At 70.3% G+C, this 21001-nt stretch carries 22 protein-coding genes; 8 read left to right on the plus strand and 14 right to left on the minus strand.

Annotated elements, in window-relative coordinates; genetic code table 11:
- Positions 1-10: 10 nt before the first annotated feature.
- From ACSEEN_RS05560 to ACSEEN_RS05600, 9 genes are all read right to left on the minus strand, one after another.
- A complete protein-coding gene (locus ACSEEN_RS05560) occupies positions 11-688 on the minus strand; it encodes a GntR family transcriptional regulator (protein WP_247864378.1) in 678 nt (225 codons plus the stop codon).
- On the minus strand, positions 685-2142 hold the full coding sequence (locus ACSEEN_RS05565) for an FAD-dependent oxidoreductase (RefSeq protein ID WP_440712578.1): 1458 nt from the start codon (positions 2140-2142) through the stop codon (positions 685-687). The genes ACSEEN_RS05560 and ACSEEN_RS05565 overlap by 4 nt, the downstream gene beginning before the upstream one ends.
- On the minus strand, positions 2135-2410 hold the full coding sequence (locus tag ACSEEN_RS05570) for a (2Fe-2S)-binding protein (protein ID WP_440712579.1): 276 nt from the start codon (positions 2408-2410) through the stop codon (positions 2135-2137). Before ACSEEN_RS05570 ends, ACSEEN_RS05565 begins: the two co-directional genes overlap by 8 nt.
- The gene (locus tag ACSEEN_RS05575; RefSeq protein WP_440712580.1) at positions 2403-3572 is read right to left on the minus strand and encodes an NAD(P)/FAD-dependent oxidoreductase; all 1170 of its coding nucleotides are present in this window, start codon (positions 3570-3572) and stop codon (positions 2403-2405) included. Before ACSEEN_RS05575 ends, ACSEEN_RS05570 begins: the two co-directional genes overlap by 8 nt.
- Positions 3569-4570: a proline racemase family protein gene (locus ACSEEN_RS05580; protein WP_440712581.1), complete on the minus strand. Its 1002-nt coding sequence runs from the start codon at positions 4568-4570 to the stop codon at positions 3569-3571. The genes ACSEEN_RS05575 and ACSEEN_RS05580 overlap by 4 nt, the downstream gene beginning before the upstream one ends.
- Positions 4567-6027: an aldehyde dehydrogenase (NADP(+)) gene (locus tag ACSEEN_RS05585; RefSeq protein ID WP_440712582.1), complete on the minus strand. Its 1461-nt coding sequence runs from the start codon at positions 6025-6027 to the stop codon at positions 4567-4569. The genes ACSEEN_RS05580 and ACSEEN_RS05585 overlap by 4 nt, the downstream gene beginning before the upstream one ends.
- A gap of 28 nt (positions 6028-6055) precedes the next feature.
- Positions 6056-7054 carry an ornithine cyclodeaminase family protein gene (locus ACSEEN_RS05590; protein ID WP_247864384.1) on the minus strand — a complete coding sequence of 333 codons (999 nt, stop codon included), beginning with the start codon at positions 7052-7054 and terminating at the stop codon, positions 6056-6058.
- A gap of 4 nt (positions 7055-7058) precedes the next feature.
- Positions 7059-7958, minus strand: coding sequence for a dihydrodipicolinate synthase family protein (locus ACSEEN_RS05595; protein ID WP_247864385.1), 900 nt, complete (start codon positions 7956-7958; stop codon positions 7059-7061).
- Between the two features lie 302 nt (positions 7959-8260).
- On the minus strand, positions 8261-8701 hold the full coding sequence (locus tag ACSEEN_RS05600; RefSeq protein WP_440712583.1) for an SRPBCC family protein: 441 nt from the start codon (positions 8699-8701) through the stop codon (positions 8261-8263).
- A gap of 166 nt (positions 8702-8867) precedes the next feature.
- On the opposite strand from ACSEEN_RS05600, the gene ACSEEN_RS05605 reads away from it, so the two are divergent.
- Together ACSEEN_RS05605 and ACSEEN_RS05610 are read left to right on the plus strand one after the other, a co-directional pair.
- Entirely contained in the window at positions 8868-9134 is a 267-nt protein-coding gene (locus ACSEEN_RS05605) for a type II toxin-antitoxin system Phd/YefM family antitoxin (protein WP_440712584.1), read from the plus strand.
- Entirely contained in the window at positions 9131-9391 is a 261-nt protein-coding gene (locus ACSEEN_RS05610) for a hypothetical protein (protein WP_440712585.1), read from the plus strand. Before ACSEEN_RS05605 ends, ACSEEN_RS05610 begins: the two co-directional genes overlap by 4 nt.
- 112 nt (positions 9392-9503) lie before the next feature.
- On the opposite strand, the gene ilvC is transcribed toward ACSEEN_RS05610, so the two are convergent.
- From ilvC to ACSEEN_RS05625, 3 genes are all read right to left on the minus strand, one after another.
- Entirely contained in the window at positions 9504-10517 is a 1014-nt protein-coding gene (gene ilvC / locus ACSEEN_RS05615) for a ketol-acid reductoisomerase (RefSeq protein ID WP_247864388.1), read from the minus strand.
- 70 nt (positions 10518-10587) lie between these two features.
- Positions 10588-11088 (minus strand): acetolactate synthase small subunit, encoded by a 501-nt coding sequence (gene ilvN / locus ACSEEN_RS05620; protein ID WP_247864389.1) that lies wholly within the window; start codon positions 11086-11088, stop codon positions 10588-10590.
- Positions 11088-12995: an acetolactate synthase large subunit gene (locus ACSEEN_RS05625; RefSeq protein ID WP_247864390.1), complete on the minus strand. Its 1908-nt coding sequence runs from the start codon at positions 12993-12995 to the stop codon at positions 11088-11090. The genes ilvN and ACSEEN_RS05625 overlap by 1 nt, the downstream gene beginning before the upstream one ends.
- Before the next feature lie 297 nt (positions 12996-13292).
- On the opposite strand from ACSEEN_RS05625, the gene ACSEEN_RS05630 reads away from it, so the two are divergent.
- From ACSEEN_RS05630 to ilvD, 6 genes are all read left to right on the plus strand, one after another.
- On the plus strand, positions 13293-13733 hold the full coding sequence (locus ACSEEN_RS05630) for a PH domain-containing protein (protein ID WP_247864391.1): 441 nt from the start codon (positions 13293-13295) through the stop codon (positions 13731-13733).
- Positions 13734-13743: 10 nt separating this feature from the next.
- Positions 13744-14097 carry a hypothetical protein gene (locus ACSEEN_RS05635; protein ID WP_440712586.1) on the plus strand — a complete coding sequence of 118 codons (354 nt, stop codon included), beginning with the start codon at positions 13744-13746 and terminating at the stop codon, positions 14095-14097.
- A 69-nt stretch (positions 14098-14166) separates the two neighbouring features.
- Complete coding sequence (gene mgtE, locus ACSEEN_RS05640; protein ID WP_440712587.1) at positions 14167-15507, plus strand: magnesium transporter; 1341 nt, start codon at positions 14167-14169, stop codon at positions 15505-15507.
- Positions 15508-15674: 167 nt separating this feature from the next.
- On the plus strand, positions 15675-16364 hold the full coding sequence (locus ACSEEN_RS05645) for a MerR family transcriptional regulator (RefSeq protein WP_440712588.1): 690 nt from the start codon (positions 15675-15677) through the stop codon (positions 16362-16364).
- Positions 16354-17145 carry a hypothetical protein gene (locus ACSEEN_RS05650; RefSeq protein ID WP_440712589.1) on the plus strand — a complete coding sequence of 264 codons (792 nt, stop codon included), beginning with the start codon at positions 16354-16356 and terminating at the stop codon, positions 17143-17145. Before ACSEEN_RS05645 ends, ACSEEN_RS05650 begins: the two co-directional genes overlap by 11 nt.
- Before the next feature lie 120 nt (positions 17146-17265).
- Positions 17266-19110 carry a dihydroxy-acid dehydratase gene (gene ilvD, locus ACSEEN_RS05655; RefSeq protein ID WP_247864395.1) on the plus strand — a complete coding sequence of 615 codons (1845 nt, stop codon included), beginning with the start codon at positions 17266-17268 and terminating at the stop codon, positions 19108-19110.
- A gap of 68 nt (positions 19111-19178) precedes the next feature.
- On the opposite strand, the gene ACSEEN_RS05660 is transcribed toward ilvD, so the two are convergent.
- Together ACSEEN_RS05660 and ACSEEN_RS05665 are read right to left on the minus strand one after the other, a co-directional pair.
- Positions 19179-19982 (minus strand): alpha/beta fold hydrolase, encoded by an 804-nt coding sequence (locus ACSEEN_RS05660; RefSeq protein ID WP_440712590.1) that lies wholly within the window; start codon positions 19980-19982, stop codon positions 19179-19181.
- Positions 19979-20401 carry a hypothetical protein gene (locus tag ACSEEN_RS05665; RefSeq protein WP_440712591.1) on the minus strand — a complete coding sequence of 141 codons (423 nt, stop codon included), beginning with the start codon at positions 20399-20401 and terminating at the stop codon, positions 19979-19981. The genes ACSEEN_RS05660 and ACSEEN_RS05665 overlap by 4 nt, the downstream gene beginning before the upstream one ends.
- Positions 20402-21001: the final 600 nt, after the last annotated feature.

The following is a 21001-nucleotide window of genomic DNA, read 5'->3' on the forward strand; positions in this document are numbered from 1 at the left end:
CGCCCGCTGCCTACGACGTGGCCCAGCGGCCGCGGGTCTGGCTGATGTGCTCGCGCAGCAGCACCTCGACGGCCGCCGGGTCGTGGGCCGCCAGCGCGTCGACGATGGCGTAGTGCTCGCGCGCCGACTCGGTCAGCTGGCCCGATTCGGCCAGGCCCGCCAGGCCGAACAGCCGGGTGTTGGCGCGCAGTTCGGAGATCACCGCGACCGCGCGCTCATTGCCGGCGTACCCGAGGATGCGCAGGTGGAACGCGCGGTCGGCCTCGGTGTAGGCGACCAGGTCACCGGCCGCGGCGTTCTCCACGATCGCGTCGGCCAGCGCACGCAGCTCCGGGAAGTCCTCGTCCGGGATGGCGAGCGCGGCCTGCGCGGTGAGCACCGGCTCGATCAGCATCCGGAGTTCGGTGATGTCGTCGAGTTCGGCCTCACCCACCTCGGTGACCCGATAGCCCTTGTTGGGCACGGTGGTGACCAGGTTCTCGCGCACCAGATCGAGCATCGCCTCCCGGACCGGTGTCGCCGACACGCCGAACCGCTCCCCCAGCGCCGGAGCCGAGTAGACCTCGCCCGGGGCCAGTTCACCGGAGACGATGGCCGCCCGCAGCGCGCGGGTCACCTGCTCGCGAAGACTGAGCGTCGCGAACTGGCGCAGATTGGTGATGTTCACCGTCGCCTCCGCCCCGCTCATTCGCTCGCCCCGGCCAGTTCGCCGACGGTGATCGGCGCGGCGATGGTGCGCTTGGCGACCGACGCCAGCTCCGGCGCGCCGGGCACACCGTAGCGGGCGGTGATGCAGGCGGTCGCGAAACCGCAGACCCGGCCCTGGCACCAGCCCATCCCGGGCCGCGCGACGAGCTTGGCCAGGCGCGGGTCGTCGGCGCCGAGGTCGTCGTGCGCCGTGCACAGGTCGCCGTAGCTCACCTCCTCGCAGCGGCACACGACGGTGTCGGACCGCAGCAGTTCGGGCCAGTGACCGGGCACCGGGTGCGCGGTGTGCATGGCGGCGGCGAAGCGCCGTCCGTTGCCGATCTTCCGGGTCAGCCGCCGCACCGCGCGGGCATCCGGCGCGGCGAATCCGAGGTCGTCGGCGACGGTCAAACCGGCCAGCTCCCCCTCGGCGAGGGCGAGGGCCGCGCCACCGACACCGGTGGCCTCACCCGCCACGTAGACGCCGTCGACGCCGGTCCGCTGCCGGTGATCCACGACGGCCACCAGCGATCCGTCGACGTCGACCCGGGTCGACGCGCCGGCCGCAAGCACCAGCTCCATCGACGGGGTGAAACCCCAGCCGAAGGCGACCAGGTCGGCCTCGACGGTGCGCGCCGATCCGGGGATCACCCGGCCGGCGGCGTCCACCCGCGCCAGCCGGGCCGCGGTGACCCGCTCGTCGCCGGTGATCTCGGTGACCATCGTTCGTGTCTTGTAGGGGATGCGGTGACGCGCGAGGTGATACGCGTATTCGACGCCCTCGAGGGCCTTGCTCGGCACGGCCGCCGCGTCGAGCGGCCGGCGGGACCAGCCGCGCACCACCCCGGCGGCCTCGCAGACCGCGACCACGTCCGCGCCGGCCTGGGCAAGCCCGGCCGCCACCGGGAGCAGGAAGGGCCCGGTCCCGGCCACCACCGCGCGGGTGCCCGCCAGGCTGCGGTTGGCCTTCAGCAGCGCTTGCACGCCGCCGGCGGCCATCACGCCGGGCAGGTCCCAGCCGGGCACCGGCAGCTGCCGGTCGTACCCACCCGGGCACAGGATCACCGCGCGCGCCGCGACGCACTCACCGCGTCCGGCACCGGCGAACGACCCGGTCAGATGCAGGGCGAACCTCGACCGGTCCGCGGTCGGCGGCTCCAGGAACCAGACCTGCCGGGAGAAGTGCTCGTCGATCCGGCCGCGGCCCGGACCGTCGGTGTGCTGGGCGCGCAGCCGCGCGCGCAGCGCGGTGAACCGCGTCCACAGATGCTGTCCACGGCCCTCGTCGGCGACCGGAACGTTCTCATCGGGGTGCCGCCAGAACTGACCGCCCGGCTGGGCGGCGGCATCGATCAGTGCCACCCGCATGCCGGCCTCGGCGGCCGCGACCGCCGCCGCCAGTCCGGCGGGCCCGGCGCCGACGACCGCGACGTCGTACGTCTGCTGTTCAGTCACGCGAATCCACCTCCCGGATACCGCCGCTCTCGCAGGTCATGCCCGCACGCGCCGGAACCATGCACGCACGCTGATTCGGCGCGCCGTCGACCGTCAACAGGCAATCGAAGCACACCCCGATACCGCAGAACAGGCCGCGGGGCGCATCGCCGAACCGGGTGGTGCGCCACGACCGGACACCGGCGTCGGTGAGCGCCGCGCCGACGGTCTGGCCGGGACGCGCGTCGATCGGCCGGCCGTCGAATGTGAAACGGGCGGTCTCAGGCATGTGCCACCTCCTGCAGGGTCGCCCGGTCGGCGGCGAACGGGGTCAGGTCGAGATCGGTCGGCACGCCGGTCATCGCCTGGACCAGCAGCTTCGCCGTACCGACGGACAGGCCGATGCCCGCACCCTCGTGTCCGGCGGCGTGCCAGAGGCCCGGCGCGCGCGGATCGTCGCCGATCACCGGCAGATGGTCCAGGCAGTACGGCCGGAAGCCGAGGTACGAGCGCATCACCGACACCTCGCGCAGCGCCGGGTACAGGCGCAGCGCCTTGGCCGCGATCTCCCGGATCGCCGGGAGCGACGGCGCGCGGTCGAAGCCGACGCGTTCCCGCGACGAGCCGATCAGGACGGTGCCGCCGCGCGTGCTCTCGATCACCGTGGACGTCTGAAGTCCGGCGTCGCTGCTCTGTGTGCTGGCGACGTATTCGCCCGCGTACACCTTGTGGAACACGGTGGGCGGAAGCGGTTCGGTGACCAGCACGAACCCGCGGCGCGGGAACACCGGCATCGAGATGCCGGCCAGTGCCGCCACCTCGCCGGCCCACGCGCCTGCGCAGTTCACGACGATCGGCGCGGCGATCGTGCCGCGGCCGGTCACCACGCCGGTCACGGCGTCGCCGGAGCGGACCAGACCGGTCACCGGGGTGTCGGTCAGCACCGTCGCCCCGGCCTCGCGTGCCATCCGCAGCAGGTGGGCGGCCAGCAGCACCGGCTGCACCTGGCAGTCCTGCGGGTAGTAGGCGGCACCGGCGATGTCCCGGGTCAGGTGGGGTTCCAGCGCCGGTACCTCGGTGAGCGGGACGTCGTCGACGACGACCCCGGCGGCCCGCTGCCGGACCGTCAGCTCGGCCAGTCCGGCCTGTCCCGCGTCGGTCGACGCGACCACCAGGCCGCCCTTGAAGTCGAACTCCCACAGTTCCCGGTACTCCAGCAGCTCGCCGGCCCACAGGTCGTGCGAGTAGAGCGCCAGATCGAGCTCCGGACCGGCCTCCTTGTCGGAGACCAGCAGGTTGCCCTCGCAGGCGCTCGACGAGCCGGAGACGATGGCCCCGCGCTCCACGACGGTCACCGACAGCCCGGCACGCGTCGCGTACCAGGCGACGGCCGCGCCGACCGCACCCGCCCCGATCACCACGACATCGGCGGCGGCGCGGGCGGCGCTCACAGCTCGAATCCCGTCGGGAAGGGGTCGGTCGGGTCGAGCATGTACTGCGCGGTGCCGGTGATCCAGGCGCGGCCGGTGATGGTCGGAATCACCGCCTCGAAGTCGCCGACGGTGGTGGTGTCGACAAGCCGCCCGGTGAACCGGCTGCCGATGTACGACTCGTTCAGGAAGTCGGTGTGCAGCGGAAGTTCGCCGCGGGCGTGCAGCTGCGCCATCCGGCCGCTGGTCCCGGTGCCGCAGGGTGAACGGTCGAACCAGCCGGGATAGATCGCCATCGCGTGCCGCGAGTGCTTCGCGTCGCTGCCCGGTGCCTTCAAGTAGACGTGGTGGCAGCCGGCGATGTCCGGCCGCTCCGGATGCACCGGCCGGTCCTGTTCGTTGATCGCGTCCATGATCGCCAGACCGGCGTCGAGGAGCCGCTGCTTGGCGGCGCGCTCGAAGGGCAGGCCGAGCGAGTCGAGGTCGACGATCGCGTAGAAGTTGCCGCCGAAGGCCATGTCGTAGCCGACCTCGCCGTAACCCGGAACGTCGACCGTGCGGTCGAGCCCGTATGCGAACGACGGCACGTTGCGGATCGTCACCGATTCGGCGCGGCCGTCGGTCACCGCCACCTCGCACACCACCAGCCCGGCCGGGGTGTCGAGACGGATGGTGGTGACCGGCTCGGTCACCTCGACCATCCCGGTCTCCACCAGTACCGTCGCGGTGCCGATGGTGCCGTGACCACACATCGGCAGCAGTCCGGAGACCTCGATGTAGAGGACGCCGTAGTCGGCGTCCGGCCGGGTCGGCGGCTGCAGGATGGTGCCGCTCATCGCCGAGTGGCCGCGCGGCTCGCGCATCAGGAGCAGGCGCAGGTCGTCGTTGTTCTCCATGAACCACGTGCGGCGCTCGGCCATCGTCGCGCCGGGGAACACGCCGACCCCGCCGGTGATGACGCGGGTCGGCATGCCCTCGGTGTGCGAGTCCACCGCGTGGTAGACGTGCGACGTCCTCACTGCCCCGGACCCGCCTGGAGCACGCCGTCGATGCGGCGCGGAGCCGGCACGGTCTGATCGTCGCGCAGTTCCCCGGGCAGCAACTGCTGCGGGAAGCCCTGCCAGGCGACCGGCCGGACGAAGCGGGTGAGGGCGGCCGTGCCGACCGAGGTGGTGCCCGATGCGGTGCTGGCCGGGTACGGCCCGCCGTGCTGCTGCGCGTAGGTCACCGAGACGCCGGTGGGCCACTGGTTCCAGAGCAGGCGGCCGGCCTTGCGGGCCAGGATGTTCGCGAGCGGGCCGACGATCGCGTCGTCGTCCTGCGCGGCGAGGGTGGCGGTGAGCTGACCGTCGAGCGCGCGGGCCACGTCGAGCAGCTGGGCCTCGTCGTCGTACTCGACGACGACGGCGGTGGGCCCGAAGCACTCGACGAAGATCTCCTCGAAGTGCGCGAGCAGGTCGGCGGCGGCCGTGGCCAGCAGGGTGGCCGACGGCGGGTCGACCTCGCCGCCGCCACCGGCGAGCACGGAGACGTCGTCGCGGGCGGCGAGTTCCTCGCGGGACTCGTGGTGACCGGCGGCGATACCCGGGTTGAGCAGGCGGTGCCCCTCGGGAAGAACGGCCGCGCCGAGCTTGGCGGCCAGACCGGAACCGGCAGGCACCAGGAACAGGCCGGGCTTGGTGCAGAACTGGCCCTGGCCCATGGTGAAGGAGGCGACGAAGCCGTCGACGATCTCCTGGCCGCGCGCCGCCGCGGCGGCCGCGGTGACGAAGACCGGGTTGACGCTGCCGAGTTCGCCGTAGAACGGGATCGGCTCGGGGCGCGACTGCGCGAGGTCGAACAGCGCACGGCCACCGGGGATGCCGCCGGTGAAGGCGCCGGCCTTGACGGCCGGGTGGGTCAGGGCGGCGCGGCCCTCGTCCTGGGTGTGGATCACGCTGAACAGACCCGCGGGCGCACCCGCGGCGGCGAGGGCGTCGACCACGATCGCGGCGGTCGCATCGGACAGATCCGGGTGGCCGCGGTGGGCCTTGTAGATCACCGGGCAGCCGGCAGCCAGGGCCGAGGCGGTGTCGCCGCCGGCGACGCTGAACGCGAACGGGAAGTTCGACGCGCCCCAGACCACGACCGGTCCGAGCGGCACGCAGGTGCGGCGCAGGTCCGGGCGCGGGGCCCCCATCGGCCAGTCGGCGTCGGCGTGGTCGACGCGGACGTCGAGGTGCTCCCCCGCCGCGGCGACATCGGCCAGCAGGCGCAGCTGGAAGGTGGTGCGCTTGAGCTCGCCGCGCAGGCGGCCCTCGGGGAGGTTGGTCTCGCGCTGGGCGATCGGGACGAGCGTGTCGCCGGCCGCATCGAGCGCATCCGCCACGCCGTGCAGGACGCGGGCGCGGCCGGCCGGGTCGTAACCGGCCCATTCGTCCCCGGCCGCGACGGCGGCGGCGACCAGGTCGTCGATCTGCGTGGAGGTGGTGCTCATGAGCTTGGGTCTCCTACTCGAAAGGGGGTCAGGATGGATCAGCGGGCGGGACGTCTCGACCGGCGCGGCCGGCGTGATGGCGCTGATAGATCGCGGAGGCGACGACCAGGTCTTCCCACGACATGCCGACGCCGGAGAACACGGCGGGGGCGCCCGGGCGGCGCCGGAAGTTCCCGGTCACCAGGTCGGCGAGGTTGGCGAGCGGTTGCCCAGCCCAGTCTTGGACCGAACGCGCCCGCAGCAGATTGCCGGACTCGCGCATGGCGGCCCCGCGTGCCTCGACGACGACGTCGGCGCGCAGCACCAGCTCGGGCGGCAGTTCGGCGTTGTCCGGGCCGTGCACGCCCATCGCCGCGATCACCGTGTCGGGGCCGACGAGGGCATCGTCGAGAACCGGCTCGGTCGAACTGGTGGCGGTGAGCACCACCTCGGCGGTGCGCACGTCGTCGGGCGTGCCCGCGCGGACACGCAGGCCGTCACCGGTGGCCTGCGCGACGAGCTCGTCGACCCGGTCGGGGCGACGCCCGATCACCGCGGCGTCGATCGGGCCGAGCACCGTCCGCATCACATGCAGGTGGCGCAGCGCCTGCGGTCCGGTGCCGTACACGACCACCCGCAGCGGCCGGTCGTACTCGCCGAAGCCCTCGCCCGGGCCGGCGTCCAGCAGTCCACGGACGGCCAGGACGGTGACCGCGGGCGTCCGGAGCAGCGTGAGCTCCGGGCCGTCGAGCAGGATCAGCGGAGCGAGGTCGTCGCTGCTGAAGAGGGCGTAGACACCCTGGATCTTCGGCTTGCCGCGTGCCGGATTGTCCGGCGCGACGGTGAGCAGCTTGACGCCCGAGTACTCCGGGTCGCGGCCCGGCATGAGCAGGAACTCGCCACCCGGCGCGGGCGAGAACAACCGGGGGTCGTCCAGTTCGGGGTCGACGCGTCCCGACGCGAGTGCGTCGTAGAGGAAGTCGACCGCGTCGGCCTCGGACGCGAGCTCGGTGAGTCGCTCGGCGTTCAGGAAGTCCAGGGTGCCCATTGCCTCAGTTGTACCCGGCCGCGAGGGCGTTCTCGGTCGCCTTGGTGACCTGCGCGGTGATCTCCGGCGACAGCGGGGTACGCGGCGGGCGGCAGATGCCGCCCTTGCGGCCGACCATGTCCATCGACAGCTTGATGGCCTGGACGAACTCGGTCTTGGAGTCCCAGCGCAGCAGCGGGTGCAGGTCGCGGTACAGGCCGAGCGCCTCGACGGCGTCGGTCGGGTTCCCGGAGGTGGCGAGGTCGTACAGCTTCTTGCAGGCGTTCGGGAAGGCGTTGGTGTAGCCGGAGACCCAGCCCACCGCGCCGGCCAGGCCGACCTCGAGGAGCACGTCGTCGGTGCCGATCAGGACGTCCAGCTCCGGGGCCAGTTCCTTGATCTCGTAGACGCGGCGGACGTCGCCGGTGAACTCCTTGACTCCCTTGATGTAGCCGAGGCCGTGCAGCTCGGCGAGCAGGTCGGGCTTCATGTCGATCTTGGTGTCGAGCGGGTTGTTGTAGGCGACGATCGGCAGCCCGACCTCGGCGACGCGACGGTAGTGGTCGACGACGGCCTCGCGCTCGGCACGGTAGGTGTTCGGCGGCAGCAGCATGATCGACTGCGCGCCGGCCTCGGCAGCCTGCTCGGCGGCGCGGACGGACTCGAGGGCGCCGTAGGCGCCGCAGCCGGCCATCACGCGGAAGCCCTCGGGGGCCACCTCGGTGGCGATGCTGACGACCTTGTAGCGCTCTTCCGGGGTCAGGGTCTGGTACTCGCCCAGCGAGCCGTTGGGGGTGACGCCGTCCATGCCGTTCGCGGCGAGCCAGGTGACCTCGTCGGCCCAGGCATCCCAGTCGATCGAGAGGTCGTCGTTGAAGGGCAGGGCGGTGGCGACGTGGATTCCGCGCCAGGGCTGCTGGGTCATAGGTGGCCTCCTGAAATTCGGCGGGGCTTGATGCCTGTCATGTGACATTGCATATGTTGTGAACTGGCTCTTTCTTCGAGCGCATGCCCAATCTAACAATGCCATTGCACTGTCACAAGACCTTTGCGGAATCTCCCCGCACCGCCGCCGAGCGCCGACGCCCCGGAGACGACGTTCGCCGTACCCCGGTGCTCGGCGTCGGCACCGGGATACGGCGAATCATGCAGGTGACGGGCCCGAGGCCCGGGGTGTGGACGACCGCCGCGGAGGCGGCGGGGCCGTCGAGACTTTTGACTCGGGGATCAGCCCTCGGTCTTCTCGCGCACCACCTTCTCGGTGTGCTTCACCGCCTGGTCGGCGAACGGTCCCATCAGCGGGCTGAGGATCTTGCCCGCCAGGCCGCCGGGCAGCGAGTACCGGAACACCACGTCGAGCTTGGTGGTCCCCTCCTCGTCGCCGTCGCTGAAGCTCCATCGGGTCGCCGAGCTGAGTCCGGAGACCGATTCGAGGCTGATCAGCTCGTTCTCCACCCACTCGGTGCACTTGGTCTGCGACTTCAGCTCCTTCGGACCGATCTTGATCGCGGTGTCGAAGACCGCGCCGAGTCCTTCGGTCTGGTCGGTGACCGGCCGGAACTTGCTGATGCCGAAGAAGTAGTCGGGCACATTCTGGTAGTCGTTCACGTACGCGAACACGGTCTCGCGCGGCGCCTTGACGACGGCGGAATGGCTGACTTCGCCCACTGGAAACTCCTTGACTCGGATGTGCCGCCGCAGATCACGGAGGCCGGACTGCCATGGTAACGGTCGTTGTCACATGCCTGGGCTCCCACCGGCATCAGACACCGTTGCCGACCACCCTGTGACGAAGAGCTAGAATATCTACATCCTTGATTCGTGAGGTACTTCTATGACGATCCAGATCAGTGTCGCGCAGCTGCGCCAGAATCCGACCGCCGCCTTCGACGCCGTCGAGCACGGCGAGGAAGTGCTCATCACGCGAAATCGGCGAATAGTCGGCAAACTCGTCCCTATCGGCGAGCCACGGGCACGAGTCACCGCCGAGCAGGCCAAGGCCGTGTACGCGGACGCCCCGCTCAGCGATGACTCCTGGGTCTCCGAGGTAGACACGGCGCGCGCAGAGTCCACCTCGCGAGATCCGTGGGCTCCCGGGTGATCGGCCTGTTCGACACCAACATCGTGACTACAGCGGCGGCTCGGCCACTGCCCGAGTTGACCGGCTTCGATGATCTCGTCATCAGCTCCCCGACCTGCTTCGAGCTACGGGCATCACCTCCCGACTCGAGAGCGGCGTTTCGACACCGGCTCGGCTGGCGCCTCGCCGGGCTCAACGGGCGGGCCGGGCTCAACGGGCGGGCCGGGCTCAGCGGGCGGGCCGCCGCGATCCCCGGCCTCGAGGTGATCGAGCGCTGATGCGAACGGCCCCCGGGTCCACATGTCGTGGACCCGGGGGCCGGGGATCTCGACTCCGCTCGATCGGCGGGGGTGCCGCTCGATCGGCGGGTGCCGCTCGATCAGCAGATGATCAGGCGGTCTCGGTGATCGGGCGATCGACCCAGCTCATCAGGTCGCGAAGCTGCTTGCCGGTGACCTCGATCGGGTGCTCGGCGTTCTGCTTGCGCAGCGCCTCGAGCTCCTTGTTGCCGCCCTCGACGTTGGCGACCAGGTGCTTGACGAAGGTGCCGTCCTGGATCTCGGCCAGGATCTCCTTCATGCGCTCCTTGGTGCCGGCGTCGATCACGCGCGGGCCCGACAGGTAGCCGCCGAACTCGGCGGTATCGGACACCGAGTAGTTCATCCGGGCGATGCCGCCCTCGTACATGAGGTCGACGATCAGCTTCAGCTCGTGCAGGCACTCGAAGTAGGCCATCTCCGGCTCGTAGCCGGCCTCGACCAGCACCTCAAAACCGGTCTTGACCAGCTCTTCGGTACCACCGCAGAGCACGGCCTGCTCACCGAACAGGTCGGTCTCGGTCTCTTCCTTGAAGTCGGTCTTCAGGACGCCGGCGCGGGTGCCGCCGATGCCCTTGGCGTAGCTGAGCGCGAGCGCCTGGCCCTCACCGGTCGGGTCCTGGTGCACGGCGATCAGCGCCGGGACACCCTTGCCGTCGACGAACTGACGGCGGACCAGGTGACCCGGGCCCTTCGGCGCGACCATCGCGACGGTCACGTTGGCCGGCGGCTTGATCAGACCGAAGTGGATGTTCAGGCCGTGCCCGAAGAACAGCGCGTCGCCGTCGTTCAGGTTGGGCTCGATGTCCTCGGTGAAGATCTTGGCCTGGCTGGTGTCCGGGGCCAGCAGCATGATGACGTCGGCCCACTCGGCGGCCTTGGCCGCGGTCATGACCTTGAGACCCTGCTCCTCGGCCTTGGCGCGCGACGGCGAGCCCTCGCGCAGGCCGATCGCGACGTCGACGCCCGAGTCGCGCAGCGACAGCGAGTGCGCGTGGCCCTGGCTGCCGTAACCGATCACGGCGACCTTCTTGCCCTGGATGATCGACAGGTCGGCGTCGTCGTCGTAGAACTTCTCCACTGCCACAGTGAATTCCCTTCGGATGTGCTCCACCGCACGGGGGAGCGTTGATGTGTGCTTGCTATTGATTCTGGACTCAGCGGTTGACGGACATGCTCTTGGGTCCCCGTCCGAGGGTGACGCCGCCCGACTGGGCGATCTCCCGGATGCCGTACGGGTCGAGCATGCGCAGCAGCGCTTCGAGCTTGTCGGAGGTGCCGGTGGCCTCCACGGTCACCGACTCCGGCGCCACGTCGATCACCTTCGCGCGGAACAGCGTCACCACGTCGAGGATCTCCGCGCGGTTGGTCGCGTCCGACCGCACCTTGACCAGGAGGAGTTCGCGGGAGACCGAGAAGTCCGGGTCCTGTTCGACGATCTTGATGACGTTCACCAGCTTGTTGAGCTGCTTGGTGACCTGTTCGAGCGGGAAGTCGTCGACCGAGACCATGATCGTCATGCGCGACATGCCCTTGATCTCGGTCGGGCCGACCGCGAGCGAGGTGATGTTGAAGCCGCGGCGCGAGAACAGGCTCGCCACCCGGGCCAGCACGCCCGGCCTGTCCTCGACCAGGACGCTCAGCGTATGGGTGCTCATTACGAGTCGCTCCCTTCGGATGCCTCGTCGCGCGGACGGGCGATGGTGTCGTGGATGTCCGCCGGGGTGTCCCCGGCCGACTCGTCCTCGTCGAACAGCGGCCGGATGTCCCGGGCCGCCATGATCTCGTCGTTGCCGCAGCCGGCGGCGACCATCGGCCACACCTGGGCGTCCTTGCCGACGATGAAGTCGATCAGGACGGGACGGTCGTTGATCTCGCGCGCCTTGGCGATCGCCTCGGCGACGTCCTCCTCGCGGTCGACGCGCATCGCGACGCAGCCGAGGGCCTCGCCGAGCTTGACGAAGTCCGGGATCATCCGGGAGTGCGTCGCCAGATCGGTGTTGGAGTAGCGCTCGTCGTAGAACAGGGTCTGCCACTGGCGGACCATGCCGAGGTTGCCGTTGTTGATCAGCGCGACCTTGATCGGGATGCCCTCGATCGCGCAGGTGGCCAGCTCCTGATTGGTCATCTGGAAGCAGCCGTCACCGTCGATGGCCCACACCTCCTTCTCCGGCGCGGCGGCCTTGGCCCCCATCGCGGCGGGGACGGAGTAGCCCATGGTGCCCAGTCCCCCGGAGTTGAGCCAGGTGCGCGGCTTCTCGTACTTGACGAACTGCGCGGCCCACATCTGGTGCTGACCGACGCCGGCGACGTACACCGCGTCCGGGCCGGCGGCCTTGCCGAGCTGCTCGATGACGAACTCCGGCGACATGGAGCCGTCGGACTGGCCGTCGTAGCTGAGCGGGTAGGTCTTGCGGATGTCGTCCAGGTACGTCCACCAGGCGGTGAGGTCGGCACGGGTGCCACCGGCCGCGCCGTCGTTCCGCAGCTCCTCGATGAGGTCGACGATGACGTTGCGGACGTCACCGACGATCGGGACGTCGACCGGCCGGTTCTTGCCGATCTCGGCGGGGTCGATGTCGGCGTGGATCACCTTGGCGTCCGGTGCGAACGAGTCGAGGCGGCCGGTGACGCGGTCGTCGAACCGGGCACCGAGCGTGATCAGCAGGTCGCTGCGCTGCAGGGCGGCGACGGCGCCGACGCTGCCGTGCATGCCGGGCATGCCCATGTGCAGGTCGTGGCTGTCCGGGAAGGCGCCGCGCGCCATCAGCGTGGTGACCACCGGGATCCCGGTCAGCTCGGCGAGTTCGAGCAGTTCCGGCGCGGCGTCGGCCTTGATCACGCCGCCGCCGACGTACAGGACCGGCTGGCGGGCCTGGGAGATCAGGCGCGCGGCCTCGCGGACCTGCTTGCCGTGCGGCTTGGTGACCGGACGGTAGCCGGGCAGGTCGATCTGCGGCGGCCAGGAGAAGGTGGTCTGGGCCTGCAGGATGTCCTTCGGGATGTCGACGAGGACGGCGCCGGGGCGGCCGCTCTCGGCGATGTAGAAGGCCTCGGCGATGACGCGCGGGATGTCCGCGGCGACGCTCACCAAAAAGTTGTGCTTGGTGATCGGCATCGTGATGCCGGAGATGTCGGCTTCCTGGAAGGCGTCGGTGCCGATCAGCGCGCGGCCGACCTGGCCGGTGATGGCGACCACCGGGACCGAGTCCATCTGGGCGTCGGCCAGCGGGGTCACCAGGTTGGTGGCGCCCGGGCCGGAGGTGGCCATCATGACGCCGGCCCGACCGGCGACCTGCGCGTAGCCGGTCGCGGCGTGTCCGGCGCCCTGCTCGTGGCGGACGAGGACGTGACGCACCTTCTGCGAGTCGAGGAGCGGGTCGTAGACGGGGAGTACAGCACCGCCGGGAATGCCGAACACGGTGTCGACACCGAGCTCTTCGAGAGTCCGAACGACGGACTGGGCGCCGGTCACGCGCTCGGGGGCCACGGTGCGGCCGGAGCGCAGGGATTCGGTCGACGGCGACTGCGGCCGCGCCGACCCGCGGGCTGTTGGAGTGCTCACTGCTGGAGTCCTCATCCTCTTGGTCCTGACAAGAAAAAACCCCCGACAGCTACAGGCTGTGCGAGGGGCGCGTCGATGAAGTTCGAAAGGTCTGCGAAGTGACCGATCAGGCGTAGACGCGCCGACCGATTACTACGAGAAGGTTCGTATTCATCACGGTCACAAGGTAAGGCAGCGGTCCGCGCCGCGTCAAATCCCCGGCGAGGGACACGGCGGGAGGTCGTCACCGGGGAGAGGGAGGCCGTCGCCGGGCGAGCGGGACGACGGGGGAACTTCGTCAAGTGACACAATGGAGTCGTGCCTGATCCCGCTTCCGCCCGTGCCACGACGGCCGCCGACACCGCGACCTTCGCGATCTCCCGGCTCGCGTACCTGACGATCCTGGTGACCATTCTGCTCGCCATCATGATGATGGGCGTGTCGGTCGCCGGCTTCGGCTGGATGCTGGCGCTGCCGGTGCTGCAGATCTGGTGGATCCACCGGATCAAGACCGTGGCCGATCGCGACGGCCTGACCGCGGTGCACACCGTCGGCACGAGCCGCCTGGAATGGTCGGAGATCGACGGCCTGCGTTTCCCCAAGTGGGGCGCGGCCCGTGCTGTCCGGCCGGACGGCTCCGCTGTACGACTGCCCGCCGTCACCTTCGACGATCTCCCGGTCCTGTCGAAGATCTCCGGCGGTGCGCTTCCCGATCCGTTCGCCGCCGAGCGCGAGGCCCGGCTCGCCGCGCAGGACTGACCCCGCAGCGATGACCGCCGCTCCCCACCCGGCGCCGCCCGCGCCGGGCACTCCGGGCGATGCCGAGTCGCCGGGGACCGCCCCGCTGAATCCCTGGTCCGCCGCGGCGGCGGTGGTCACGATCACCGGGATCGCGTCGACCTTGCTCGGCGCGCTCGGCGGCACCTTGGTCCTGCTGGTGATCCCGGGCCTGTTCCTCGGCATCCAGGGACTCAAGCCCGATCGGGCCGGTCGCCGTCGCCACCGCGCCACCACACCGCTCTCGGGGTTCGCGATCGTCGCGGGCGCGCTGATTCTGCTCGCTCCCCTGCTGTGGCTTCTCTGCGTGATCGCCTACATCGGAGTCTTGGCCGTCGCCGCGTAACCGGTCGGCCCCGGGACGTTCACCCCGCGGCCACGGTTCCTTCCACCGGCGTACGCGACAATCGACGGCATGTCCGCCGCCACGACGCTCCGCTCGCTCGACGACGCCCTCCGGGAACGCGATCTCACCGCCGCGTCGTCGATCCTTCTCCCGCTGGCTCCGCAGGAGGCCGCGGCGCTCCTCGAACAACTCGCCCCGCGCCGCCGCTCCATCGGCTTCCGGCTGCTGGCGAAGGAGCAGGCCCTCGCCGTGTTCGACGACCTCGACGCCGACACCCAGGCCGTGCTGATCCACGAGCTCGGGACGACCGAGGTGGCCGCGGCCTTCGACATCCTCGAACCCGAGGACCGCGCCGCGCTCCTCGACGAGCTGCCGGCCTCGGTCGCCAAGCAGCTGATCCGCGACCTCTCCCCAGAGGAGCGTGAACTGACCGCGGTGGTCCTCGGCTTCCCGCGCGGCAGCGTCGGCCGCCGGATGAGCCCGGAGTTCATCCACGCGTTCGCCGACGATACCGCCGCGACCGTGCTCGACCGGGTCCGGGCGCGCGGCCACGAGGTGCAGTCGATCTACATCGTGCCCGTCGTCGACCGGTCCCGGCGGCTGCTGGGTGTCGTGAGCCTGCGCGACCTGCTGCTCGCCGACCCCGGCGCGCCCGTCGGGCCGATCGCGAAGCCGCCGATCTACGCGCACGCCGACGACGAGGCCGAGCCCACCGCCGAGCGCTGCGTGGACCGCGGGATCTCCGCCATGCCGGTCGTCGACGCCGAGAAGCGGCTGGTCGGCATCCTCACCCTCGACGACGCGATCGAGATCGTCGACTCCGCCCGCGACGTCGACGAGGCACGCGCCGGTGCACGCGAGCCGCTGCGCGAGTCGTACCTGTACGCGTCGATCTTCGCGATCACCCGCTCGCGAGTGGTGTGGCTGTTCGTGCTGGCCGTCTCGGCGATCCTGACCGTCAACGTGCTGGAGATCTTCGAGGGCACACTGGAGCAGAAGGTGGCCCTGGCCCTGTTCATCCCGCTGCTCACCGGGATCGGCGGCAACACCGGATCGCAGGCCGCGACCACGGTGACCCGCGCGCTGGCCGTCGGCGAGGTGGCCCCGCGGGATGCGTTCCGGGTGGCCGGCAAGGAGATCCGGGTCGGCCTGACGATGGGCGCCGCGCTGGGTGTCGTGGGCTTCGGGGTCGCCTGGCTGGCCTACGAGTTCGAGATCGGCGCCGTGATCGGCCTGACCATCGTGTCGGTGTGCACCATGGCCGCCACCGTCGGCGGCCTGATGCCGCTGGTCGCGAAGACCATCCGCGTCGACCCCGCCGTCTTCTCCACCCCGTTCATCTCCACCTTCTGCGACGCCACCGGCCTGATCATCTACTTCATGATCGCCAAGGCCGTGCTGGGCATCTGACCGCGCCGCGTGACGCCGATGCACAGCCGCGTCGGCGGCGACCGCCGCGGCTGTGATCGAGTGCCTTGCCTATGCCAGCTCGAGGCGAGACGGGGACAACAGCGACACCTCACCAGGTGATATTGCTTCATATGTTCCGATAAGAGAAGATATGAATCATGACCCGGATGACCCTTGATGAGGCCGCCGCGGCACTCGGCGTCGGGCGGCGGCGTGTCGCGCAACTCGCGCACGCCGACCGGCTCGGTCCCGTTCACAGGGTCGGCCGCAATCTGCTCCTCGACGCGGTGGCGGTGCAGCGATTCGCCCAGACCCCTCGTGCTCACGGCCGGGTCTTCACCGCGCCCGCCGCGTGGGGGGCGCTCGACCTGCTGTCCGGTGGACGTGCACCGTGGCTGGCGGCGGACCGTCGCTCCCGGGTCCGCACCGTCCTGCGCAAGTCCTCCGCCGACGATGTCGTGCGATTGGTCGCCGACCGAGCACGGGCGCATCGCTTCCGCGCCGTCGGTGAGATCGCCGACGACCTGCGTGCGGCCGTCGTACCGACCGGAACGTCCGTCGACGCCGATCGGCTGTACCGTCTCGGTCTGTCGGCCGTCTCCGACGGAACGGTCGACGGCTATCTGACCGCGGACCGCCTGCCCCGCTATGTCGCCGAATTCGGCCTCATTCCAGACGAGTCGGGTGCCGTCACCCTCCGGGCCGTCGTCTTCGGCGAGCCGTTCGCCGATGGCCGACTCCGCGATGCCGCGATCGCGGTCGATCTCGCGGAGAGCCTCGATCCCCGGGTGCGTCGTTCCGGACTCGACTGGCTGGCACGACTACTGGCCGATTTCGAGACCGGCGATGACCGCTGATCGCGAGACCTGGACTGTCCCCACCCCGGCCGGCGGTTGGGATCAGACATGGCGGCTCGTGTCCGAAGTGCTGTCGGTCTCTCCCCACACCGACTGGACGATGATCGGCGGGCTGATGGTGCAGGTCCATGCCGCGCATGCCGGTCTGCCGTTGATCAGACCGACCAACGACGTCGACATGCTGCTGCACATCGAGACGGGGGCGACGACGTTCAGCCGCACTCGCTTCGCGGTCGAGTCCATCGGTTTCGCCCTCCAGCTTCCCTCGCTCGGAGACTCGGTTCATCGGTTCGCGCGCGCCGACCCGTCGACCGGAGCCCGTGACCAGATCGACGTGATGGTCGCCGACCATGCCGCTCCACGGGTGCTGCCGCCACCGGTCCGCGGATTCCCGGTATTCGCCGTACCCGGAGGCACCGCGGCTCTGCGCCGCACGGTGAATTGCGTCGTGGACGTCGACGGGAGAGCCCAGACGATCAGCGTCCCGGACTCGCTCGCGGCACTCGTCCTCAAAGGGGCCGCGTATATCGCCGATCATCGCGACGGTGACCGCCATCTGACCGACGCAGCGGTCCTCGCCGCGGCGATACGAAACCCTCGTCGAGAGCGGTCACGCATGCGCGGCAGCGACGGCCGACGGATCGCGGCGCTCGCCGGCGCGCTCTCCGACAGCCGCCACATAGCGTGGCGCGCGCTGGATCCCACTGTCGCGCGCCACGGCCACGACGTCATCGAAATCCTTGCCCGGCCCGTCGAGCCCGGACCTGTGTCTCCCTTCTGAGCAGCACCACCCAGCCGGGACGCGAAATCATCGTCGCGGTGGGCGCGTAAACTGGACCGGTACCGGATTTCTCGGTCCAGCCCGACCGGAGACCTCACCACCGAACCTCTGAGGACACCAATGCCAGCCTTGCGGTCCCGCACCACCACCGTCGGCCGGGAGGCCGCCGGCGCCCGCGCCCTGTGGCGCGCCACCGGAATGACCGACGACGATTTCGGCAAGCCGATCGTCGCGATCGCCAACTCGTACACCCAGTTCGTGCCGGGTCACGTGCACCTGAAGAACGTCGGCGAGATCGTCGCCGAGGCCATCGTGGCCGCGGGCGGCGTGGCCAAGGAGTTCCACACCATCGCCGTCGACGACGGCATCGCGATGGGTCACGGCGGCATGCTGTACTCGCTGCCGAGCCGGGAGATCATCGCCGATTCGGTCGAGTACATGGTGAACGCGCATACCGCCGACGCCCTGGTCTGCATCTCGAACTGCGACAAGATCACCCCCGGCATGCTCAACGCCGCCATGCGGCTGAACATCCCGACCGTGTTCGTCTCCGGCGGCCCGATGGAGGCCGGTACCTCGGTCGTGATCAACGGCGTCGTGCGCCCCGGCACCGACCTGATCGACGCGATCTCGGCCTCCGCCGACAGCAACGTGAACGACGCCGAGCTCCTCGAGGTCGAACGCTCGGCATGCCCGACCTGCGGGTCGTGCTCGGGCATGTTCACCGCCAACTCGATGAACTGCCTCACCGAGGCGCTCGGTCTGTCGCTGCCCGGCAACGGGTCGACGCTGGCCACCCAGACCGCGCGGCGCGACCTGTTCAGCCGGGCCGGCAAGCTGATCGTCGACCTGGCCACCCGGTACTACAAGAACGACGACGAGTCGGTGCTGCCGCGCAGCGTCGCCACCCGCGAGGCCTTCGAGAACGCGATGGCGCTCGACGTCGCGATGGGCGGCTCCACCAACACGGTGCTGCACATCCTGGCCGCGGCGCAGGAGGGCGAGGTCGACTTCGACCTGCACGCCATCGACGCGATCTCCCGGAAGGTGCCGTGTCTGGCGAAGGTCGCCCCGAACTCGCCGAACTACTACATGGAGCACGTCCACCGGGCCGGCGGCATCCCGGCGATCCTCGGTGAGCTGAATCGCGCGGGCCTGCTGAACAAGAACGTGCACCCGGTGCACGCCCCGTCCCTCGACGCCTACCTCGCCGACTGGGACATCCGCAGCGGCACCGCCACCGACGAGGCGCTCGAGCTGTTCCACGCCGCGCCGGGCGGGGTGCGCACCACCGAGCCGTTCTCCACGTCGAACCGCTGGGAATCGCTCGACACCGACGCCGCCGGAGGCTGCATCCGCGACAAGGAGCACGCGTACACCGTCGAGGGCGGCCTGTGCGTGCTGCACGGCAACCTCGCCGAGGACGGCGCGATCCTGAAGACCGCGGGCGTCGACGAATCGCTGTGGCACTTCCAGGGCCCGGCCCGCGTGGTCGAGAGCCAGGAGGACGCGGTGCACGCGATCCTCTCGAAGGAACTGCAGAAGGGCGAGGTGCTGGTGATCCGCTACGAGGGTCCGGCGGGCGGGCCCGGCATGCAGGAGATGCTGCACCCGACGGCCTTCATGAAGGGCACCGGGATGGGCAAGTTCTGCGGTCTGGTGACCGACGGCCGGTTCTCCGGCGGCTCGTCGGGCCTGGTGATCGGCCACGCCTCCCCCGAGGCGGCCGCCGGCGGCATCATCGGCCTGGTGGAGGACGGCGACGAGATCCTGATCGACGTCCACAGTCGCACTCTGAAGGTGCTGGTCGACGATGAGACGCTCGCCGACCGCCGCGCCAAGATGGAGGCCTCCGAGCACCCCTGGCAGCCCAAGGACCGGCAGCGCACCGTCTCGAAGGCGCTGCGCGCCTACGCGAAGCTCGCCAGCTCCGCCGACAAGGGCGCCGTCCGCGTCGTCGACTGATCAATCGGTGATCCCGGCCCCGATCCGCGCACCGCGGGTCGGGGCCGTGCGCATCGGGTGCCGCGCCGCTACTCGCCGCGCAGGAAGTCCGCGATCGCCGTCTGGGCCGCCGCCGAGTTGGTCACCGCGATGTGCCCCTTGCCCGCGACGATCAGCAGGCGGGCGCCGGGGATGAGTGCGGCGGTCTCCTCGAACAGGGCGCGGTCGTAGAACTTGTCCTTCCCGCCGCCGACGACCAGCGTCGGCACGGAGATCGGCGGCGCGAGTCGGGCCAGGTCGAACCGGTCCTCGGCTTCGAGCGTCGTCGCCAGGTCGGCCGCGGCGTCGTCGTCGGGAACCAGCCGGCGCGCGGTGATCCACCCGGTGGCCCGGCCGAGGGGTCCGAGCCCGCGCGGCATGAACTCCATGATCGCCACGCCCATCGCCGCGCGGGTGCGGCCCCGGCGAAGGAGACGCCCGGTCTGGGCCTGGTAGTGCTTGGTCTCCGGTCCGAGCCGGCAGGCGGTGCTGATCAGGACCAGCCGCCGCACCGCATCGGGGTGGTCGACGGCCAGCTGCTGGACGATGCTGCCGCCGGTGGAGGTGCCGAGCACGTCCGCCCGGCCCCCGAACTCCTCGCGGATCAGTTCCGCGTACTCGGCGGCGATCCCGCGCATTCCGAGGTCCGCGGGCATGCCGCCTCGCCGGTTGACGACGACCAGGGTGCGCTCGCCCGCGAGTGTCTTCAGCGGGCCGATCGCGCCGCTGACCATGGCCTCGCTGCCGACGCCGGTCGTCGGCCACAGCCCGGCGCTGACCAGCACCGGTGGACCCGACCCGATCGCCGCGTAGGGAACGCCGGCGGCCACGCCTCGTCGGATGTCCATCGTCATGCCTCCGTCTCCCGCCTGCCCAGCAACTCCTCGCGGTGCCGCCACGACCAGCTCAGAACAGTCAGGGAGAACGCCCACGTCAGTATGACGATGACGAGCTCGAACGCGCCGCCCCCGCCGGTGGTGAAGATCCCGTTCTCCAGGTCGTAAAGCAGGTCCATGCTGCCGAGGTAGGCGCCCGCCGACCCGGCGGCGATCAGCCAGAACAGCGCCCGCTCGCTACCACGCAGCAGCGTCACCAGCGCCATCACGCAGGTCAGACCCAGCCATGCATCGGCCAGCGGGAAGGCGTTCTCGAACTGGTAGTAGGCCTGGGTGTCCAGGCTCGCGATCGCCGACCGGTCGGTGAACCACAGCGTCCAGTAGACGACGTCGAGCAGTATCGCCGCCACCAGCATGCCCACGATGAACCGCCGCATGCTGGCCAATCTAGTCCCGCCGCAGCCGCCCGCATCCTTCTCCACCGGCACGGCGTCGACAGCCTCGGCGCATAGGTCTCGAAAGTGCCGAATCGGTGTTCCACACGAGCACCGATTCGGCCTTCTGGCGGCCAGAAGGCCCGGACGAGCCGGCCCAACGTCCGCATCAGGCGTGGTTCGGAGACCACCGCAGCCAGAACCCCGAGCCGATCATGCGGCTTGACTTCGACTCGCCTATCGGCCCGTCGGCTCAGCCGGCGGCTGGCGGCTGGCGGCCAGTTGACGCAACCGGACTCCCCGCGAGCCACGGCCACTTCGCCCAGGCCAGCCGAACGAGTGCCCATCGCCCACGCTTGACCGATAGCGAGCGAGCGGGAGTAGTGCCCCATAAGGTGGTGTAACTCGGTGGCCGAGATCGTCTCCGACTTCGTGTCGGGACGGACGTAGAGCGGCCACCGTGTGATCCTTCGAGTCAACCGTCTAAAGAATCCTCGAACGGAGTCATCACGATGACCGCACCTCATATTGTCGACCCTGCAGGCCTGCTTGGCCAAGCCCTCGCCGACGCGTCACCGGATCTGATGCGCGAGCTGCTGCAAA

Origin of the sequence: Gordonia marina (assembly GCF_052036135.1) — a bacterium.
Taxonomy (GTDB): Bacteria; Actinomycetota; Actinomycetes; order Mycobacteriales; family Mycobacteriaceae; genus Gordonia.

Bases quoted from the DNA above. Each gene is read 5' to 3' on its own strand.
- ACSEEN_RS05605 (WP_440712584.1), top strand. From the start codon at position 8,868: ATGACGATCCAGATCAGTGTCGCGCAGCTGCGCCAGAATCCGACCGCC.
- ACSEEN_RS05635 (WP_440712586.1), top strand. From the start codon at position 13,744: ATGACCGCCGCTCCCCACCCGGCGCCGCCCGCGCCGGGCACTCCGGGC.
- ACSEEN_RS05645 (WP_440712588.1), top strand. From the start codon at position 15,675: ATGACCCTTGATGAGGCCGCCGCGGCACTCGGCGTCGGGCGGCGGCGT.
- ACSEEN_RS05650 (WP_440712589.1), top strand. From the start codon at position 16,354: ATGACCGCTGATCGCGAGACCTGGACTGTCCCCACCCCGGCCGGCGGT.
- mgtE (WP_440712587.1), top strand. From the start codon at position 14,167: ATGTCCGCCGCCACGACGCTCCGCTCGCTCGACGACGCCCTCCGGGAA.
- ilvD (WP_247864395.1), top strand. From the start codon at position 17,266: ATGCCAGCCTTGCGGTCCCGCACCACCACCGTCGGCCGGGAGGCCGCC.
- ACSEEN_RS05570 (WP_440712579.1), bottom strand. From the start codon at position 2,410: ATGCCTGAGACCGCCCGTTTCACATTCGACGGCCGGCCGATCGACGCG.
- ilvN (WP_247864389.1), bottom strand. From the start codon at position 11,088: ATGAGCACCCATACGCTGAGCGTCCTGGTCGAGGACAGGCCGGGCGTG.
- ACSEEN_RS05660 (WP_440712590.1), bottom strand. From the start codon at position 19,982: ATGACGATGGACATCCGACGAGGCGTGGCCGCCGGCGTTCCCTACGCG.
- ACSEEN_RS05590 (WP_247864384.1), bottom strand. From the start codon at position 7,054: ATGGGCACCCTGGACTTCCTGAACGCCGAGCGACTCACCGAGCTCGCG.
- ACSEEN_RS05585 (WP_440712582.1), bottom strand. From the start codon at position 6,027: ATGAGCACCACCTCCACGCAGATCGACGACCTGGTCGCCGCCGCCGTC.
- ACSEEN_RS05665 (WP_440712591.1), bottom strand. From the start codon at position 20,401: ATGCGGCGGTTCATCGTGGGCATGCTGGTGGCGGCGATACTGCTCGAC.
- ACSEEN_RS05560 (WP_247864378.1), bottom strand. From the start codon at position 688: ATGAGCGGGGCGGAGGCGACGGTGAACATCACCAATCTGCGCCAGTTC.
- ACSEEN_RS05595 (WP_247864385.1), bottom strand. From the start codon at position 7,958: ATGACCCAGCAGCCCTGGCGCGGAATCCACGTCGCCACCGCCCTGCCC.